The 21,195-nt window shown below is 44.2% G+C and carries 11 protein-coding genes; all 11 read right to left on the minus strand.

Annotated features, from left to right (window positions below):
* Position 1 precedes the first annotated feature (1 nt).
* Complete coding sequence (locus tag AC0L6R_RS09705; RefSeq protein WP_473270991.1) at positions 2-631, minus strand: T9SS type B sorting domain-containing protein; 630 nt, start codon at positions 629-631, stop codon at positions 2-4.
* Complete coding sequence (locus AC0L6R_RS09710) at positions 622-3,531, minus strand: DUF7507 domain-containing protein (RefSeq protein ID WP_473270992.1); 2,910 nt, start codon at positions 3,529-3,531, stop codon at positions 622-624. The genes AC0L6R_RS09705 and AC0L6R_RS09710 overlap by 10 nt, the downstream gene beginning before the upstream one ends.
* Complete coding sequence (locus AC0L6R_RS09715; protein WP_473270993.1) at positions 3,503-5,728, minus strand: COG1361 S-layer family protein; 2,226 nt, start codon at positions 5,726-5,728, stop codon at positions 3,503-3,505. The genes AC0L6R_RS09710 and AC0L6R_RS09715 overlap by 29 nt, the downstream gene beginning before the upstream one ends.
* The gene (locus tag AC0L6R_RS09720; RefSeq protein ID WP_473270994.1) at positions 5,700-6,917 is read right to left on the minus strand and encodes an Ig-like domain-containing protein; all 1,218 of its coding nucleotides are present in this window, start codon (positions 6,915-6,917) and stop codon (positions 5,700-5,702) included. Before AC0L6R_RS09720 ends, AC0L6R_RS09715 begins: the two co-directional genes overlap by 29 nt.
* The gene (locus tag AC0L6R_RS09725) at positions 6,829-10,980 is read right to left on the minus strand and encodes an Ig-like domain-containing protein (protein WP_473270995.1); all 4,152 of its coding nucleotides are present in this window, start codon (positions 10,978-10,980) and stop codon (positions 6,829-6,831) included. The genes AC0L6R_RS09720 and AC0L6R_RS09725 overlap by 89 nt, the downstream gene beginning before the upstream one ends.
* 113 nt (positions 10,981-11,093) lie before the next feature.
* Positions 11,094-11,990, minus strand: coding sequence for an immunoglobulin domain-containing protein (locus tag AC0L6R_RS09730; RefSeq protein WP_473270996.1), 897 nt, complete (start codon positions 11,988-11,990; stop codon positions 11,094-11,096).
* Positions 11,980-12,201 (minus strand): hypothetical protein, encoded by a 222-nt coding sequence (locus AC0L6R_RS09735; protein ID WP_473270997.1) that lies wholly within the window; start codon positions 12,199-12,201, stop codon positions 11,980-11,982. Before AC0L6R_RS09735 ends, AC0L6R_RS09730 begins: the two co-directional genes overlap by 11 nt.
* Positions 12,182-14,971 carry a DUF7507 domain-containing protein gene (locus AC0L6R_RS09740; protein ID WP_473270998.1) on the minus strand — a complete coding sequence of 930 codons (2,790 nt, stop codon included), beginning with the start codon at positions 14,969-14,971 and terminating at the stop codon, positions 12,182-12,184. Before AC0L6R_RS09740 ends, AC0L6R_RS09735 begins: the two co-directional genes overlap by 20 nt.
* Positions 14,955-15,986 carry a hypothetical protein gene (locus tag AC0L6R_RS09745; RefSeq protein ID WP_473270999.1) on the minus strand — a complete coding sequence of 344 codons (1,032 nt, stop codon included), beginning with the start codon at positions 15,984-15,986 and terminating at the stop codon, positions 14,955-14,957. Before AC0L6R_RS09745 ends, AC0L6R_RS09740 begins: the two co-directional genes overlap by 17 nt.
* Positions 15,973-18,159: a hypothetical protein gene (locus tag AC0L6R_RS09750; protein WP_473271001.1), complete on the minus strand. Its 2,187-nt coding sequence runs from the start codon at positions 18,157-18,159 to the stop codon at positions 15,973-15,975. Before AC0L6R_RS09750 ends, AC0L6R_RS09745 begins: the two co-directional genes overlap by 14 nt.
* A gap of 502 nt (positions 18,160-18,661) precedes the next feature.
* Complete coding sequence (locus AC0L6R_RS09755; RefSeq protein WP_473271002.1) at positions 18,662-20,773, minus strand: hypothetical protein; 2,112 nt, start codon at positions 20,771-20,773, stop codon at positions 18,662-18,664.
* Positions 20,774-21,195: the final 422 nt, after the last annotated feature.

The following is a 21,195-nucleotide window of genomic DNA, read 5'->3' on the forward strand; positions in this document are numbered from 1 at the left end:
CTTACTTAATTATAGTTACGTAACCTGTCATTGTATGACTTACACCCTGACTGTCTGTTAATTGGAATTGGTAGAAGTAGGTACCACCATTCAGGTTATCTCCGTCCCAGTCATTTTGATAGTTGTCCATTCTGTAAACTTCTACACCCCATCGGTTGACTATCAGAAGTTCATTTTGCTGGAAGAACTCTTGCAGACCTTTGATCACCCAAGCGTCATTGATTCCATCACCGTTAGGCGTAAAGACATTTGGAATCTCAAATTCTATCTGCTCATGAGATACAGTGTCCGAGTTATCAGTTGGCTCCAATTCATCATCTGTCGAAACAGCTGTTGCTGTATTTGAAACCGTTCCTTCAGCTATCGCTTTTACACGTATGGTTATTGTTTCCACAGCCTGAGGATCTATAGACAATATGCTCCATGTCAGGGTCCTATTTTCCAAGTTGAAGGAAACGGTACCAGATGAAACGTCAGCACCTATGTATTCTACAGAAGGCGCTAAAACGTCAGTTACAACTACCTCATTTCCTACATTGTCAGAATTATTTGTCAGCGTGATTTTGTATTCAAAGATTGAGTTTAGCTGAATCAGACTTCCTGAAACTTCTTTATCTAAGATTAGGTCCACTTGGTTAGTAATAACCATAGGGTCAGTTCCAAATGATACATCAGGGAAGTTTCTGCCAGTATAAACACCCAATTACTAATTGGCCCTTTATCTTCCATCGTCATCAACTTTATTTTCACTTCAATAGATGCTCCAGCTTCAAGTGAGTCCATCATCCAAACCACTGCATTATCAGAAATCTCACCCTCTGGACTAACTTCCATTGCCATGGTACCTGCAGGTAGAGAATCCACAACCAATAGATCATAAGCCATTACATCTCCTGTATTCTCAATTAGAATTGTATAATCGATCATTTGCCCTACTATAACAGTCTGTACATCGGTCCACTTAATAACCGATATCGATGTCTGTTTTTCCTCATCTTCAATTACTAAGACACCATCCCCTGGATCAGATTCAACAGGATCACCAACAGATGTTTCAGAGTCTACCACAGCGATGTTAAATATCACCTCATTCGGGATTGCTCCATCATTCACAGTGGTGGTTAATAGAAGGTCTATACTTTCCCCGGAAGCCAAGGATGGGATCATCCATGTCACAGTACCATTTTCAACTTCACTTTCCATGTTAGAACTACTGAAAGTCAAGCCTTGTGGTAATTCATCTATGACAGTTACCTGCTCTTGGGTAATGTCTGAAGTGTTGGTTACCGTAATGGTATAATTTACTTCATCACCAATATAAGCTTCAGTCACATTTGGAGTTTTCACAATCGTAAAGGATTGAGGATCCCCTACTTCTATAACTTCAGGATCAGATGGGATTGGATTATCAGGATCGCCTTCCGGAACTGCATAGGCTGTGTTCGCTATTTCACTGCCTATTGTGGCATCTTCACTTAGTGTCACTTTGAGTTCCAAAGAAATCGATGACCCACCAGCCAATTCAGGTATGCTCCATGTTACCAATTGACCATTCGCTGTACCACCTTGAGAGGCACTAACAAAACTTAGGTCATTTTCCAAAGTATCCCTGATGACCAAACCAGACAAGCTGTTTTGACCAGAATTCGAAACCGTAATAGTGTAAGTAAACTCCTCACCAGGAACTACTTTGTCTTTGGAGGATACTTTCGAAATTGATACATTTTCATCCCTAGTTACTCTCACTACTGCTGGCTGAGAAGGTCCTGAATTTTCTCTAACATTTCTAAGCCAGAATATTGCTACGTTTTCGATATCAGTGCCAGCAGGCAGGCTTTCATCGATTTCCACGGTGAGAGTTAGCTCCATCAGTGCACCAGCTTCCAAAGGTGGCATCATCCATATTACTTCACCATTCTCCACAAAGCCACCATTACTTGCACTATTGAAATTTAGTCCTTCATGTAGCATATCTGTTACCATGTACATAGGCGAAATACTTTCTCCAGTATTTGTTACAGTGATTGTGTAAGTCAGATCAGATCCCGCTAGTGCTGTATTCTGATTTGCTACTTTATTGATTACCAAATTGAAATCACTTCTCACTCTTACCACTTCAGGATCTGACTCTATAGGAGATTCAGGCACATCCGGACTATTAACTTTTGCTGTGTTAGAAATTAAGGTTCCTGGAGAAAGGTTTCCAGCGGCCATCACGACTATCTCAACCTCAATTGTTTCTCCGCTAGCTAGTGTAGGAATGGTCCATGTGACTACTCCATTTTCGACTGAACCACCATTTGATGCAGAAATAAAGCTTACACCTTCTGGTAATTCATCAGTCACCAGAACAGAGGTGACCTGGGCGTTACCGGTATTGGAGATAGCTATGGTATAGACAATATCACCTCCTGGAAGAACAGATTCAACGTCTGCATTTTTAATAATCACTAAACTTCCATTATTCTCTACAGTCACTACTTCAGGATCAGATTCTTTAGGTGAATCCGGATCATCAGGGCTCGATACTATCGCCACGTTGGAGATTTGAGTTCCTGCGTCAACATCAGCATCCACCTTCACAGTCAGTGTCAGCTCAATGCTTGCTCCTGCTGCCAAAGTTGGAATTGTCCAACTGATTGTTCCTGCATTGTTTACTCCGCTGTTATCAGCTGAGATAAAGCTCAGGCCAGTTGCCAATGCATCGGTGATCGTCAGATCAGTCGCATCACTTTGACCGGAATTCGTTACAGAAATCGTGTAGCTGAATTCACCTCCCGCAAGAACTGTTGCAGCACTTGCAGTCTTGGTGATCATCAAGTCCACGTCTTTCTCTACAGTCACTACTTCAGGATCAGATTCTTTAGGTGAATCCGGATCATCAGGGCTCGATACTATTGCCACGTTGGAGATTTGAGTTCCCGCGTCAACATCAGCATCCACCATCACAGACAGCGTCAGCTCAATGCTTGCTCCAGCTGCCAAAGTTGGAACCGTCCAACTGATTGTTCCTGCATTGTTCACTCCGCTGTTGTCCGCAGAAATAAAGCTCAGGCCATTTGCCAAGGCATCAGTGATCGTAAGATCAGTCGCATCACTTTGACCGGAATTCGTTACAGAAATCGTGTAGCTGAATTCACCTCCCGCAAGAACTGTTGCAGCACTTGCAGTCTTGGTGATCATCAAGTCCACGTCTTTCTCCACAGTCACTACTTCAGGATCAGATTCTTTAGGTGAATCCGGATCGTCTGGACTGGATACTATCGCTACGTTGGAGATTTGAGTACCATTTGAGACATCCGCATCCACCATTACAGTCAGCATCAGCTCAATGCTCGCTCCTGCTGCCAAAGTTGGAATTGTCCAAGTGATTGTTCCTGCATTGTTCACTCCGCTGTTACCAGCTGAGATAAAGCTCAGGCCAGTTGCCAAGGCATCGGTGATCGTAAGATCAGTAGCATCACTTTGACCGGAATTCGTTACAGAAATCGTGTAGCTGAATTCACCTCCCGCAAGAACTGTTGCAAGCACTTGCAGTCTTGGTGATCATCAAGTCCACGTCTTTCTCCACAGTCACTACTTCAGGATCAGATTCTTTAGGTGAATCCGGATCGTCTGGACTGGATACTATCGCTACGTTGGAGATTTGAGTACCATTTGAGACATCCGCATCCACCATTACAGTCAGCATCAGCTGAATGCTCGCTCCTGCTGCCAAAGTTGGAATTGTCCAAGTGATTGTTCCTGCATTGTTCACTCCGCTGTTACCAGCTGAGATAAAGCTCAGGCCAGTTGCCAAGGCATCGGTGATCGTAAGATCAGTAGCATCACTTTGACCGGAATTCATTACAGAAATCGTGTAGCTGAATTCACCTCCCGCAAGAACTGTGGAAGCACTTGCAGTCTTGGTGATCATCAAGTCCACGTCTTTTTCTACAGTCACTACCTCAGGATCAGATTCCTTCGGTGAATCCGGATCATCAGGGCTCGATACTATCGCCACGTTGGAGATTTGAGTTCCCGCGTCAACATCAGCATCAACCATCACAGTCAGTGTCAAGTCGATGCTCGCACCTGCTGCCAAAGTTGGAACTGTCCAACTGATTGTTCCTGCATTGTTCACTCCGCCGTTGTCCGCAGAGATAAAGCTCAGGCCAGTTGCCGAGGCATCGGTGATCGTCAGATCAGTCGCATCACTTTGACCGGAATTCATTACAGAAATCGTGTAGCTTAATTCACCTCCCGCAAGAACTGTGGAAGCACTTGCAGTCTTGGTGATCATCAAGTCCACGTCTTTCTCTACCGTCACTACCTCAGGATCAGATTCTTTAGGTGAATCCGGATCGTCTGGACTGGAAACTATCGCTACGTTGGAGATTTGAGTACCATTTGAGACATCAGCATCCACCATTACAGTCAGCATCAGCTCAATGCTTGCTCCTGCTGCCAAAGTTGGAATTGTCCAAGTGATTGTTCCTGCATTATTCACTCCGCTGTTGTCCGCAGAGATAAAGCTCAGGCCAGTTGCCAATGCATCAGTGATCGTCAGATCAGTAGCATCACTTTGACCGGAATTCATTACAGAAATCGTGTAGCTGAATTCACCTCCCGCAAGAACTGTTGCAGCACTTGCAGTCTTGGTGATCATCAAGTCCACGTCTTTTTCTACAGTCACTACCTCAGGATCAGATTCTTTAGGTGAATCCGGATCATCAGGACTCGATACTATCGCCACGTTGGAGATTTTAGTTCCCGCGTCAACATCAGCATCAACCATCACAGACAGCGTCAGCTCAATGCTTGCTCCTGCTGCCAACGTTGGAATTGTCCAAGTGATTGTTCCTGCATTATTCACTCCGCTGTTGTCCGCAGAGATAAAGCTCAAGCCAGTTGCCAAGGCATCAGTGATCGTAAGATCAGTCGCATCACTTTGACCGGAATTCATTACAGAAATCGTGTAGCTGAATTCACCTCCCGCAAGAACTGTGGAAGCACTTGCAGTCTTGGTGATCATCAAGTCCACGTCTTTCTCTACCGTCACTACCTCAGGATCAGATTCTTTCGGTGAATCCGGATCGTCTGGACTGGAAACTATCGCTACGTTGGAGATTTGAGTTCCCGCGTCAACATCAGCATCAACCATCACAGTCAGTGTCAAGTCGATGCTCGCTCCTGCTCCCAAAGTTGGAACTGTCCAAGTGATTGTTCCTGCATTGTTCACTCCGCTGTTATCAGCTGAGATAAAGCTCAAGCCAGTTGCCAATGCATCAATGATCGTAAGATCAGTAGCATCACTTTGACCGGAATTCGTTACAGCAATCGTGTAGCTGAATTCACCTCCCGCAAGAACTGTTGCAGCACTTGCAGTCTTGGTGATGATCAAGTCCACGTCTTTTTCTACAGTCACTACCTCAGGATCAGATTCTTTAGGTGAATCCGGATCATCAGGGCTCGATACTATCGCCACGTTGGAGATTTGAGTTCCTGCGTCAACATCAGCATTCACCATCACAGTAAGTTTCAAGTCGATGCTTGCTCCTGCTGCCAACGTTGGAATTGTCCAACTGATTGTTCCTGCATTGTTCACTCCGCTGTTATCAGCTGAGATAAAGCTCAGGCCAGTTGCCAATGCATCGGTGATCGTCAGATCAGTCGCATCACTTTGACCGGAATTCGTTACAGAAATCGTGTAGCTGAATTCACCTCCCGCAAGAACTGTTGCAAGCACTTGCAGTCTTGGTGATCATCAAGTCCACGTCTTTCTCTATCGTCACTACTTCAGGATCAGATTCTTTAGGTGAATCCGGATCGTCTGGACTGGAAACTATCGCTACGTTGGAGATTTGAGTTCCGGAAGCAAGATTTGATGCAGTGGATACCCACAAAGTAATATCAACTATCGAATTTGCAGCAATCGTAGGAATGGTCCAAATAACTACCCCTGCTTCAAATTGACCAGAATTACTGGAAGCAACATACATTAATCTCGCATCCAATTCATCTGTTATCGTTACATCAGTTATTTCAGTATTATTAGTGTTAGTAATTGAGATGGTGTAGGTGAATGTATCTCCTGCATAAACTATCTCATTCTCTGCAAATTTCTGTATAGTTAATCCATCACCAGTATTACAATCTGTTAAGAAGACCATTACCGGAGTTCTCAATACACTTTCACAATTGGTAGTTGGATCAGTTTGGGAAGCAAAATAAGTTGCCCCATCTGCCAAAGGAATGGTTGGATCCAATGGAGAAATACTGTTTTCCGTGGCGTACCAAAGTATTCCTTCACCTTCAATTTCAATCGAGCTCAATGTAGCATTATCAGTAGTACAGAAGCTTTGATTTGGATTGTTGGTAATAGGTGCCTCTGTGATATTCACAGTCACCGTAACTTCCGCTGCATCACCTGGAGCATTCTCGCAAACCCCATCACCTGAAACGGTTACATAATAAGTCGTCGTTGTCGCAGGGCTGACAGTCAGATCCGTGATCTCAGTGGTCAGATCCTGACTGGTGTAGAATCTGAATACAGGATTGGTCACCGTGCTGCTGCTAGCAGATAACGTGAAGCTATCTCCTTCACAGATCGTGTCGCCCATTGCCTGAATATCCGTAGCTGTTGCACTTGGATTGACCGTCACCGTAACTTCCGCTGCATCACCTGGAGCGTTTTCACAAACCCCATCACCTGAAACGGTTACATAATAAGTCGTCGTTGTCGCAGGGCTGACAGTCAGATCCGTGATCTCAGTGGTCAGATCCTGACTGGTGTAGAATCTGAATACAGGATTGGTCACCGCGCTACTGGTAGCAGAAAGCGTGAAGCTATCTCCTTCGCAGATCGTGTCGCCCATTGCCTGAATATCCGTAGCTGTTGCACTTGGATTGACAGTCACCGTAACTTCCGCGTGCATCACCTGGAGCATTCTCGCAAACCCCATCACCTGAAACGGTTACATAATAAGTCGTCGTTGTCGCAGGGCTGACAGTCAGATCCGTGATCTCAGTGGTCAGATCCTGACTGGTGTAGAATCTGAATACAGGATTGGTCACCGTGCTGCTGCTAGCAGATAACGTGAAGCTATCTCCTTCACAGATCGTGTCGCCCATTGCCTGAATATCCGTGGCTGTTGCACTTGGATTGACCGTCACAGTTACTTCAGCAGCATCACCAGGAGCGTTTTCACAAACTCCATCTCCAGATACAGTTACATAGTAAGTCGTCGTGGTCGCAGGGCTGACAGTCAGATCCGTGATCTCAGTGGTCAGATCCTGACTGGTGTAGAATCTGAATATTGGATTGGTCACCGTGCTGCTGGTAGCAGAAAGCGTGAAGCTATCTCCTTCACAGATCGTGTCGCCCATTGCCTGAATATCCGTAGCTGTTGCACTTGGATTAACAGTCACCGTAACTTCCGCTGCATCACCTGGAGCGTTTTCACAAACCCCATCACCTGAAACGGTTACATAATAAGTCGTCGTTGTCGCAGGGCTGACAGTCAGATCCGTGATCTCAGTGGTCAGATCCTGACTGGTGTAGAATCTGAATACAGGATTGGTCACCGCGCTACTGGTAGCAGAAAGCGTGAAGCTATCTCCTTCGCAGATCGTGTCGCCCATTGCCTGAATATCCGTAGCTGTTGCACTTGGATTGACAGTCACCGTAACTTCCGCTGCATCACCTGGAGCATTCTCGCAAACCCCATCACCTGAAACGGTTACATAATAAGTCGTCGTTGTCGCAGGGCTGACAGTCAGATCCGTGATCTCAGTGGTCAGATCCTGACTGGTGTAGAATCTGAATACAGGATTGGTCACCGTGCTGCTGCTAGCAGATAACGTGAAGCTATCTCCTTCACAGATCGTGTCGCCCATTGCCTGAATATCCGTGGCTGTTGCACTTGGATTGACCGTCACAGTTACTTCAGCAGCATCACCAGGAGCGTTTTCACAAACTCCATCTCCAGATACAGTTACATAGTAAGTCGTCGTGGTCGCAGGGCTGACAGTCAGATCCGTGATCTCAGTGGTCAGATCCTGACTGGTGTAGAATCTGAATATTGGATTGGTCACCGTGCTGCTGGTAGCAGAAAGCGTGAAGCTATCTCCTTCACAGATCGTGTCGCCCATTGCCTGAATATCCGTAGCTGTTGCACTTGGATTAACAGTCACCGTAACTTCCGCTGCATCACCTGGAGCGTTTTCACAAACCCCATCACCTGAAACGGTTACATAATAAGTCGTCGTTGTCGCAGGGCTGACAGTCAGATCCGTGATCTCAGTGGTCAGATCCTGACTGGTGTAGAATCTGAATACAGGATTGGTCACCGCGCTACTGGTAGCAGAAAGCGTGAAGCTATCTCCTTCGCAGATCGTGTCGCCCATTGCCTGAATATCCGTAGCTGTTGCACTTGGATTGACAGTCACCGTAACTTCCGCTGCATCACCTGGAGCATTCTCGCAAACCCCATCACCTGAAACGGTTACATAATAAGTCGTCGTTGTCGCAGGGCTGACAGTCAGATCCGTGATCTCAGTGGTCAGATCCTGACTGGTGTAGAATCTGAATACAGGATTGGTCACCGTGCTGCTGCTAGCAGATAACGTGAAGCTATCTCCTTCACAGATCGTGTCGCCCATTGCCTGAATATCCGTGGCTGTTGCACTTGGATTGACCGTCACAGTTACTTCAGCAGCATCACCAGGAGCGTTTTCACAAACTCCATCTCCAGATACAGTTACATAGTAAGTCGTCGTTGCCGCAGGGCTGACAGTCAGATCCGTGATCTCAGTGGTCAGATCCTGACTGGTGTAGAATCTGAATACAGGATTGGTCACCGTGCTGCTGGTAGCAGATAGCGTGAAGCTATCTCCTTCGCAGATCGTGTCGCCCATTGCCTGAATATCCGTGGCTGTTGCACTTGGATTTACAGTCACCGTAACTTCCGCTGCATCACCTGGAGCGTTTTCACAAACCCCATCACCTGAAACGGTTACATAATAAGTCGTCGTTGTCGCAGGGCTGACAGTCAGATCCGTGATCTCAGTGGTCAGATCCTGACTGGTGTAGAATCTGAATACAGGATTGGTCACCGCGCTACTGGTAGCAGAAAGCGTGAAGCTATCTCCTTCGCAGATCGTGTCGCCCATTGCCTGAATATCCGTAGCTGTTGCACTTGGATTGACAGTCACCGTAACTTCCGCTGCATCGCCTGGAGCATTCTCACAAACGCCATCACCTGAAACGGTTACATAATAAGTCGTTGTTGTCGCAGGGCTGACACTCAGATCCGTGATCTCAGTGGTCAGATCCTGACTGGTGTAGAATCTGAATATTGGATTGGTCACCGCGCTACTGGTAGCAGAAAGCGTGAAGCTATCTCCTTCACAGATCGTGTCACCCATTGCCTGAATATCCGTAGCTGTTGCACTTGGATTGACAGTCACCGTAACTTCCGCTGCATCGCCAGGAGCGTTTTCACAGACTCCATCACCTGAAACGGTTACATAATAAGTCGTCGTTGCCGCAGGGCTGACAGTCAGATCCGTGATCTCAGTGGTCAGATCCTGACTGGTGTAGAATCTGAATACAGGATTCGTCACCGTGCTGCTGGTAGCAGATAGCGCGAAGCTATCTCCTTCGCAGATCGTGTCGCCCATTGCCTGAATATCCGTGGCTGTTGCACTTGGATTTACAGTCACCGTAACTTCCGCTGCATCACCTGGAGCATTCTCGCAAACCCCATCACCTGAAACGGTTACATAATAAGTCGTCGTTGTCGCAGGGCTGACAGTCAGATCCGTGATCTCAGTGGTCAGATCCTGACTGGTGTAGAATCTGAATACAGGATTGGTCACCGTGCTGCTGCTAGCAGATAACGTGAAGCTATCTCCTTCACAGATCGTGTCGCCCATTGCCTGAATATCCGTGGCTGTTGCACTTGGATTGACCGTCACAGTTACTTCAGCAGCATCACCAGGAGCGTTTACACAAACTCCATCTCCAGATACAGTTACATAGTAAGTCGTCGTGGTCGCAGGGCTGACAGTCAGATCCGTGATCTCAGTGGTCAGATCCTGACTGGTGTAGAATCTGAATATTGGATTGGTCACCGTGCTGCTGGTAGCAGAAAGCGTGAAGCTATCTCCTTCACAGATCGTGTCACCCATTGCCTGAATATCCGTAGCTGTTGCACTTGGATTGACCGTCACAGTAACTTCCGCTGCATCGCCAGGAGCATTTTCACAGACTCCATCACCTGAAACGGTTAAATAATAAGTCGTTGTTGTCGCAGGGCTGACAGTCAGATCCGTGATCTCAGTGGTCAGATCCTGACTGGTGTAGAATCTGAATACAGGATTGGTCACCGTGCTGCTGCTAGCAGATAACGTGAAGCTATCTCCTTCACAGATCGTGTCGCCCATTGCCTGAATATCCGTGGCTGTTGCACTTGGATTGACCGTCACAGTTACTTCAGCAGCATCACCAGGAGCGTTTTCACAAACTCCATCTCCAGATACAGTTACATAGTAAGTCGTCGTGGTCGCAGGGCTGACAGTCAGATCCGTGATCTCAGTGGTCAGATCCTGACTGGTGTAGAATCTGAATATTGGATTGGTCACCGTGCTGCTGGTAGCAGAAAGCGTGAAGCTATCTCCTTCACAGATCGTGTCGCCCATTGCCTGAATATCCGTAGCTGTTGCACTTGGATTAACAGTCACCGTAACTTCCGCTGCATCACCTGGAGCATTCTCGCAAACCCCATCACCTGAAACGGTTACATAATAAGTCGTCGTTGTCGCAGGGCTGACAGTCAGATCCGTGATCTCAGTGGTCAGATCCTGACTGGTGTAGAATCTGAATATTGGATTGGTCACCGTGCTGCTGGTAGCAGAAAGCGTGAAGCTATCTCCTTCACAGATCGTGTCGCCCATTGCCTGAATATCCGTAGCTGTTGCACTTGGATTAACAGTCACCGTAACTTCCGCTGCGTCGCCCGGAGCATTCTCACATACTCCATCTCCGCTTACTGTTACATAGTAAGTAGTCGTTGTTGCAGGGCTGACAGTCAGGTCCGTGATCTCAGCGGTCAGGTCCTCATCTGGTGATAGAATCTGAATACCGGATTGGTTACCGTGTTGCTGGTAGCAGATAGCGTGAAGCTATCTCCTTCACAGATCGTGTCGCCTGATGTCTGAATGTCAGCTGCGCTTGCGCCTGGATTGACCTTTACCTCTACAGGAATTCTTATAGGATCCTCACATCCACCGCGTACAACAGCAATGAAGTAAGTCTTGATGCCGGCCGGGGTCAATGCCGGAGTGGTATAACTATTTCCGGAAGCCAACAGGCTTCCTGCTGTCTCTGCGTCATACCATCTTAGGCTCGTGCCTGCTGCAGGTGTTGCTGAAAGTGTGGCAGTTTCTCCAACACATACCTCGGCACCTTCGGTGATTGCTGATGGAGCAGGGTAATTGATTTCTGCCTGATAAATCCTCCATCCACTTTCTAAGGCTCCAAGCAATGGTCTATAGTCAATTCTGACCCGATCAAATGATCCACTTGCTACAAATCTCACTTCTCCTTTGCTATTACCTCCAAGCAGAGACAAACTAACCAAATTATTATCAACTACTCCACCATCCCCATTGGCAGCAGCACCATTATAGGATTCAAAAGAAAGTCCACTTAATACACCAAGGTCAAGCAAAGAACCACCTGTTCCCAAAGTAATCACAATTGTATCCCCAGCTGCGCCGGTCTGGTTGAAAATCAGTTCCTGCCAAACTCCTCCCGTAACTGCAACCGGTGCTACAAATCTTGAATATGTATTAATGTTACCATCAACCGCATTCGCAGGGTTTTCAACACTACATAGTACACAAATGGCATATGTACCGTTATTCTGCGCATTCGCTACCGTACACTCTCCATCTGTCGTCACTGGATCAACAGTAACTGTTACAGCCGTAGTGTCAATTGACAAACAACCTGTAACTGTATTCCTGGTCTCCGGCATAATAAGTATAGACTCCAGCTGAAAGTATTCCAGTATTGTACGAATCTCCTGTTGCTAATTCTGCTCCATCTTCTGCATACCAAACAATTTCCACATCTGCTGGCATAGGATCAATGGAAGCGGTAAGCACAGTTCCAAATCCTTCTGAAATTGTAATATCAGAACTTGTAGATGGCACATCTGGAAGCTCGTTTACGGTGATTGAGGTAGTTGCAGACAGGTGTGCTGAAACAATAACCTTCTGCTACCACCGTCACATAATAAGTGGTCGAGGCTGTAGGACTCACTTCATAATCAGCTCCTGCGAAATACGCTCCTGTCAAACTTGCATCCAGATACCATCTGAATTCAGGATTTGGAATACTGATTCCGTTTAGACTCGCATGCAAAATGGTGGATTCTCCAACACAGATTGCACTTTGATCAGCTGTCAGGGTAATATCACCGGCATCTATCACCATACAATCAGTTGGCATGGAATGCTGAGCTGTCTCTGATGCATTTCCGCCAACTTCATCTGTATAAAATGCCTCTGCATTATTTACGATTGGATCTGAACCTGTTACAGCATCTACTTGAACGGTAAAAGTAAACTCCTGCATGGCGCCAACCGCCAAGGAAGCAATATCAAAAGTCAGAGTTCCAGTACCTGCAGTTCCCCCACCGTTATCAACAACTGTTGTATTTGCCGGGATCTGATCTACAACTGAGATATCAGCAAGTAACTTATTGCCAGTATTTGTGACTGTCAAAGTATAAGTAATGATATCCCCAACAATAGCCTTCCCATCAGAATCAGCATTATTACTCAAACCAATTTTATCAAATTCAATCGCATGAACAGGCGTAACATCCAACACTGTCCCAGGATCAGCTGCCGTATCCGGTTCGGTAGGATTGCTGTTGTCCAGCGGAGGATAGGATTCAATTGGAGCTGGTAAATCTGCGGAATTGGCAACTGCAATATTGATGATTTCATCTATTCCAGTAAGGTCAGCATCTACTGTTGCAGTGAATGAACCTACAGTGGAAGTAGCTCCTACTGCCAATCCAGGCAATGAGAAGTTAACCTCATTTCCCACTAAAGCACCTCCGGAAACGTACGTAATTCCAGTTGGTAGTGCATCTGAAATAGACACATCTGTCAAGTCTTGATTTCCGGTATTTCTAATAAATATGGTATAGTTCAAGGTCTCGCCACCGCTTACGGCTGTGACATTGGCATCGCCATCTACTGTAACTGCTTTCCAGAGTTCTGCTGAGAAAATAGCGTCAACCGGAATTTCTGTTCCAGTATCTCCACTCTCATCCGGATCGGTTGGGTTTTCATTGTCCAATGCCGGATATGTTTCAACTCCTGGATCTTCCGGAAGGGATTTAACCAGGGCTACATTGGAAACAAATTCTACATCGGTCAGATTTTCATCCACCAATACAGTGAAACTTACTGTGACTGTTTCTCCTGGAGCAATATTCAGATTTTCAAAAGTGACAACGCCCCCATTTTCAACACCACCACTTACATAAGTAGTATTAGCAGGAATAGCATCAGTAATCAGGTAATCTGTCATAGGAACAGTCCCTGTATTTCTCACATGGATAGTATACACTATTGTTTCACCACCTGAAACTGAAGTCAATGAAGGATTTCCATCTATGACATAGCTTTCCCAAGCCTGGAAATCAGGAGTTTCACAATCCTGAAGAATATAATACAAGCGAACGTTCGGTACAGCAGTGACTGAAACCAATGATCTTAAGCGAATTGCTACTTCATCAACAGCCACACCTGGGGAAATACGGATTTCTTCATTGGCTCCGTTGTTGAATAAATCAACCAGATTCACATTCCCTAGAACTGCATTTTCCAGAGTCTCATCATAAACCTCTACCCCATCTAAGTATCCAACTACATCGATTCTTCCAAAGACATCTGCATCCAATACACCAGCCCCAACTCCAAGTTTGATTTTAAATGCCCCTCCTGCAGGAATCGTCTGTCTAAACTGTATGTTCTGCTGGATAGAACCGGCTACTCCTAGGGTGCCTAAGCTGATTTCGGAATAATCGTCATTGTTATTATTATCAAGAGCGCGTTCCGCATTGGTAACTCCATAGCTACCAATTGAACCTGCATCAACCGTAATCCCAGAACCATCAAAAGATGTAGTAAACCCTGTTGCACAAGCTTCCGCACCTGTATCGTAGCAAAAACCATAGATATTGATGCTGTTGTCTTCACCGAACAATCCTCCGGCAGTATGATCTTCCACAGTTATGCTATTGTAAGCTGCATTTGGCGTAATAGCCAAATAGTATCTTCCAAGTGCATCCTGAACGATTTTCACCTGATCATTAAATCCGGCAAAACTATTATCACTGCTTGCAGTGAAAAGTGGCGTCCCGCCCGTGTCATTTGCAGAAACTGTGAAGTAATGATCTCCAAGGACAACGGTATTCAACAAATCGCTCAATATTCCACCTACACTACCACCAAGTAGCGCATCCAGTAAGCTTGCATCAGTATCTATTCTCATGTATGATGTAGTACCTGCAGGTACTACTACACCGTCTCCGTATCCAAGAGTTACATGCCCGGAGTATGCTCCAATTCCGGTTAATAATGCGCCTCCGCTGGAATTGATGGTAGCGAAACTGTTAAAGTTTCCGTCAAAAAGATTGGCAAGATTATCTGCAAAAGACGCATCAATCAATTCCTCTGCACAGACTGGGCTTAAATATGGAGGATCAGCCACATCAGGATCTGGACATCCGTCGGAAATCCGGCTGATTCCATACAATCTGATCGGTGCACTGGTATTTATTGCGGCAATGGACTGAAGCCCAAAACTCACCCGATCATACACCACTCCCGGTTCGATCAAAAGCTCCTGAATTCCGCCTGAATTAAGAAGCCCCAATAGATCCAGGTTATTTATCAGAGGCATCCTGAAGTGATTCATTGTAAACTTCATCGTTGCCATTGTAAAGAATCAAACGGTATGAACCTGCAAGATCCAAATTCAAAATTCCCGGTTCGTCAAGTTGCACTCTGATTCGTAGCGCGTCCGTGTTCTGAGATTTTGTTTTGAAATAAATGTTTTGATAGACAGTTGCCCCTATTCCAGCAATTCCAAGATTGATTGTGGAATAATTTGAACTGTTTCCGTCAATGGCATTTTGAGGGTTAAACACGCCTCCTTTTGTGATATCCAATAGATCAACAGCAATACCAGAACCGTCAAAATCAGTAAAAGTAGCTTGTTCACATAGATCAAATTCAGTCTCTCTACACATGCTGAAGACGTGCATGGTAGCCGTGTTATCCAATCCAATTAGTGCAGCTAAGTAGTGGTCAATTCTTACTGATTGATAGGCTTGATCTGCAGTAAAGGCGATGTAGAATCTGCCTGATTCATCCTGAACTACGCGAACATCCTGATTACCAAAACCTGTGGCGCTACTAGCTGTATAAATATCCGTTCCACCGGCAGTTTTTGGTGTGACGGTGAAGTAGTGATCACCAAGTGCCACTGACCCCAATAGATCCGCCAAATCTGAACCTAAACTTCCACCTAACAAGGCATTCAACTCGTCATTTTCAAATTCTATCCGAACATAGGATGTTTCGCCCGCGGCTACTGGAGCAGCATACCTCAACTCGATATGGCTACTATAGGCCCCTAGTCCCAATGCCGTACCTGTACTTGCAGATAATACCGCATAGGAATCATTGTTCCCATCCACTGCATTGAGTGGGAAATTGGTATTTGCCCAGTCCACTACTTCGGCAGCACAATCTGAAGTGTTAAATGGAGGAATAGTCTCAGGTGGCGCAGTCAGCTCTGGATCTGGACATGCTGCACTGAATCTTTCTATGCTGAAAATTTTCACTGGATTCTGAATCACATTGGCACTCACCACAGATTCGATCCCTACAGCAACTCTATCAAAAGACAACATCTGGGCCAAAAGGAAGATTAATTGTTCCTCCGCTTTGGAGTAATCCCAATAAGTCCAATCCTGATATCAAGCCATCCCGAAGACCCTGAGAGTACACTTCTGTATCTCCATCAAAAGCTTTGATAACTATGCTTCCTAAAATTTCTGCGGTCAACAGATTTCCACCTTCCATCGCCAGTTTGACTCTGAAGTGATCTTCAGGAGCTGATGAAGAATGGAAATTCACAAACTGGTAAACGCTGGATCCAAGTCCCGCTGCTCCAATACTTACCTCTGAAGCAGTTGCCGGATCACCGTCAATAGCAAATCCTGCATTAACTACCCCTGCTGCTCCTAATCCAAGAAGATCCAGGCTGATACCTTCCGATTCCGAATACGTAGCAAATGCCTGCTCACATGGCTCAAAACCTGTTGAAGTACACACATGATAAACATTCATGCTCCGCACTTCACCCAGCCCTGCAATTGCACCAAGTGATTCTGTAATTCTTATACTGGTATAAGCACTCTCAGGAGTTACTTCTACATAGTAATGATTGTTCTTATCCTGAACTATTTTGACTGGTTGATTGAAAAAACCATTGTTACTTGAGCTTTCAAAAACCTGCGATCCGTTATTCTTAACCTCTACCGTGAAGTAGTGACTGCCAAAAAGAACATTGTCTACTACTCCGCCCAGAAGCTCTCCGGCAGTTCCATCAAGTAAGCCTAACAATACTTCCTCGTCAAAATCTATTCTCACATACGAAGAGGTACCTGCAGCCCGGGAATCAAATCCCAACTCTACAAATCCCTCATAATCTCCCACTCCCAATGCAATACCGGAACTGGCGCTGAGGGTAGTATAGGTATCGTTATTTCCATCAACAGTATTGAGTGGGAAATTGGCATTTTCAAAAGCCAATACCGTAGCATCACAGCTGCTATTGCTGAGCATTGGCTCTGTTGCGGTAGGCAAAGGAATCGGATCAGGATCTGGACAGGCAGCCCCGAAACGCTGCACATCATATAATCTGATTGGAGAATTGGAAAGGGCATTTAAGGAAACAACGGAGGTGTATCCTACCGTAACTCTGTCAAAAGCTACTCCTGGACCAAAAGGAAGGGTAACTGTACTTCCACTTTGAAGCAGACCAAGCACATCCAATCCATTGATCAATCCTCCGGATAGCTTTTGGATAAAGACTAAATTAGATCCGTTATAAGCACGTACTTCTATTCCACCAATTAAATCAGCTGTCAAAACACCTGCATTGGCAACACCCAATTTCACCTTGAAATAGTCTTCCGGCGCAGATGGAGTTTCGTAATAAACTGACTGGAACATGGATGCTCCCACACCTAAGGTGCCTATGCTGATTTCGGAATACGAGTTCAGGTCTGAATCAATCGCATTTTCTGCATTATCGACTCCAGCACCCAACAAATCAAGAGAGATTCCTTCTCCATCGAAAGAAGTAAATCTGAACTCGCCACAGGCATCTGCCCCATCCAGATAAAATGCATTATAAACGTCAAGGGTGTATTCAGAGCCTAGACCTGCCAGAGCCGTTGACCTATTGGTCAATCTAATTCTATCATATGCTGCACCTGGCTTTATCGCCAAAAAATAATCACCGGTCTCATCTTGAACTAGCCTTACTCTGTCTGTATCAAAGCCCTGCGTGCTGGTTCTGGATAACACGGCTCCACCTGATGTCCTTGCTTGGATTTCTATTTCTTGATTACCCAATAATACCGAACCCAGTACATCACTTAGCAATTCGCCCAGACTACCTCCCAGAAGCGCCTGTAACAAACTTTCATCTGCTCCTATTCTCACGTAAGACCAAGTTTCGGCTGGGAGAGTGGAAGGGAATTGTAACTCCAAACTTCCTTCATATGCACCTAAACCCGCTAAGAACCCTGGGCTGCCATACAATCTAGCGAACTGATTATCATCACTTAACGCATTATTTTTATCCTGAACTGTAGACTCAAGACAAAACAAACCACAGCTCCGATCATCATCACTGATTTCAGTGGCTAGGGTGGGAAATTGCTTTGTTTGACCGTAGGCCTCTGTCAAAAAACATACAGCAATTAATGAGTATATAAAAAAAGCAACACCATACCTAAGTATGGCGCTTATACCTCTCAATTTCAGACTATTATATTTAAAGAGAGTTTTCATATGTTGTAGTTTTAAAATTTTTCGATTGAAATAATAGATTGGGTTGATTATAAAGGACATTATTGAGCACAATACCCGAAATTGAAAAAGCTGGTTGAAAAAAATTATCAATTGCACTAAAAGAGCATAATAAACGATCCAAACAATTAAAAAATGAACAGCATAAAAAGTGTATGTAACTCTTTATTAACCCCTTAATATTAGATGTCATTACATCTAACATCAGGGATAAAGCACTTTTAAAAACTAGGATAATAAAATAACAGTAGCTGTACTTCATAGAGAATATTTAAGCAGTAATAATTTCAACTTTACAAAAATTAGAAATTATATATCGACTCTAAAAGGTATACTGCCATTCTGTTATTTAATTGCAATTTTCTGTTATCAAAAAGACAATAACTCCAAGAAAAAGGAAAAACAACATGGTTCAATAGCTAAACATATAGCATATATTTTCCTTCTATAAGGCACAGCTATCAAATCAGGATTAGATCCGACATTAATTTTTAATTAAATGAATTGCGTGTTTATCACTCGAGTCGATAATGATCAAAAAATATTCACCAGGCGGGTGAGATTCCAAATTACTGATCCGAAGAGTATTTTGCCTACCTACTCTTGCTTTTCCAGCTCTAAGAATTGATCCTTTTCCGGAATACAATTGATAGGATATCTCTTTACTCTCGCTGTAGCTAGTTCCTATAGTGAATTGATTTTCAAACTGATTAGGATACACCTGATAGGCATTTGAAAGGCCATGGGCATTGTAAACACGGCGCAAGTCAGAAGTGAATTCTATCCCACTATTTTCATTTATCAAAACCAGTCTATAATAGCTTTCTCCTTTTAAAGGGGTTTCATCCAAATACCTATTGGTAACTTCCTCACTCAAGTTTTTCGCCCAGATTTCTCTGAAATCTAGATTTGAACCGGCTCTTTGAATGATTACCTTTTTATTTTCAGGTTGTTTTGAAAATTCCCAAGACAAATCAACCTCACCTATTGATGTTAAATTGGCATCGAAACGCTCAAGAGAAACATTCAAAATTCTTGCGATTGAACTCAGATCCAGTTCCATAGGCTCATCTGAGATGCATCCTTCATTAGGAATCCAATTCAAATAAAATTTGTATGGATCAGTTTCATCTCTAAACTTAAGCCCTGTCATGGTTAGATCTGCACCATCCAATTCGAACAGTACATCATCTATCACAAAGCCATCTGTAATCTGTATAGCCATATCTTCATCCACGTACCATTCGAAAAAACCATCAGTTGGCAGATCTTTAATCGAGGGTTTTAGCGTCATTGGATTTACCCCTTCCAAATAGGTATACTTTCCATCTTCATCTATTCCTAGCTTACCTGAAGGCTCAATACTGTAGTTTGCTGGGGTTGGAACAGGTTTTACCTTGATTTTGAATCGAGATGGCTCACTCTCGCCAGCACAGGATAGTCCATTTGACTTTACTAAAAATTCATGGTCTCCTGGAGCAAGGTCAATAGGAGTTGTATATGCATCTGCTATTCCTATTGCGGTCTCATCATTATTAGATTCTATTCTATACCAATTCAAATCCCCTCCTGCAGCATTATCTGGGGTCACAGTTACTGTTTGTCCATAGCAAATTTCATAGAATCCTTCCTCAGGAAGTGTATCAATTACCGGTCGAATAGCTTTGACAGTTGCCCCACTGATCTGTAGGCTACCGGTAAGAGCACCCAAATCCACCAATGATGCCATTCGGATACCGACTGCATCTATTGTGCTCGTTCCAGCACTAATGGGGAATTGAAAAAATTCATCTGATGCCAATAAACCTAATACATCCAATTCCAAGAGACTAGCCGCAGAGACGGTAGACACCTCTACCCCATTGGAATAAGCGACTAATTCAACGTAATTCAAAAGCCCTAAATCAAGTAAAGACTGACCGGTAGCCATACTTATCAAAACTTCATTGCCAGGTTGTACAGGGGAATTGAAGTAGATTTTCTGCTCCATAGTACCCGCCAAACCCACAACACCCAATGATATCTCTGAAAAGGTAGTTTCCAAATCATCATCAATTGCGAGGCTTAAGGATTCTACCAAAGGATTTAACCCAGCTGCGTCTAGGGTTATTCCACTACCGTCGAAGCTTGTAAAAGTGGGTTGGGGATCACATAAATCTGAATCAAAATAAAATGCATGGTAGACGTCTAATGTGTATTCTGTATTGCCTCCTACAAGTGAACTGGACTGATTTGTGATCAAAATTCTATCGTAGGCTGTATCAGGCCTAATTGCCAAATAGCTATTTCCAAATTCATCATTTACAAGCCACACAAGGTCGTTATTAAACCCCAGCAAACTTGAATTCTCAGCCATTACTGAGCCTGAAGACGATCTCGCTTCAATTACTATCTCTTGTTCCCCTAATAAAACCATACTTAATACTCCTGAAAGCAAATCTCCAAGACTACCCCCTAGGAGAGACTGTAGTAAGCTTTGATCTGCATCAATTCGGATATAGGTAATTGTATTTGCCGGAACGGTAGAATCAAATTTTAATTGAATTTTTGACTTATAAGATCCCACTCCAAATAATGCTCCTGGACTCGATAACATACGTGCATATAACCCATTATCACTTTGCGCGTTAGTTCGATTTAATATAGTGGGTACGCAACTCGGAAATATTCCACCACATGGAGTAGTTTTATTTCCGATTATAGAAGTTGCCGTGGTTGCATATTCTGTCCTTGCATAAGTTGATCGGCAGACAAGTACCGCAGAGATAATAAGAGCAATAAATACTTTTAAACAGATATTTAACCGACGACCTTCCATTTAGAATAAAATCTTCAAGAAGGAATCTATATACTTTAAGCAATTTTTAAAAAAGGTAACTTATTGCCTCCACATTCTGGTTAAATAAAAAAATCAGGGGACAAAAAAATATATTTAAAATTCATTTATCCATGAACTTATTACAAATAAAAATTAAAATAAATAATTTAATAACATATTAAGCATTTTAGATTTCAATA

The organism is Algoriphagus sp. 10J20-15, assembly GCF_055809615.1.

What these genes read in the sequence shown, in the direction of transcription:
- AC0L6R_RS09750 (WP_473271001.1), bottom strand. Translation starts at nt 18,159, where the DNA reads ATGAAAACTCTCTTTAAATATAATAGTCTGAAATTGAGAGGTATAAGC.
- AC0L6R_RS09720 (WP_473270994.1), bottom strand. Translation starts at nt 6,917, where the DNA reads ATGCACGCGGAAGTTACGGTGACTGTCAATCCAAGTGCAACAGCTACG.
- AC0L6R_RS09755 (WP_473271002.1), bottom strand. Translation starts at nt 20,773, where the DNA reads ATGTTATCGAGTCCAGGAGCATTATTTGGAGTGGGATCTTATAAGTCA.
- AC0L6R_RS09740 (WP_473270998.1), bottom strand. Translation starts at nt 14,971, where the DNA reads ATGCCTCTGATAAATAACCTGGATCTATTGGGGCTTCTTAATTCAGGC.
- AC0L6R_RS09745 (WP_473270999.1), bottom strand. Translation starts at nt 15,986, where the DNA reads ATGTTGTCTTTTGATAGAGTTGCTGTAGGGATCGAATCTGTGGTGAGT.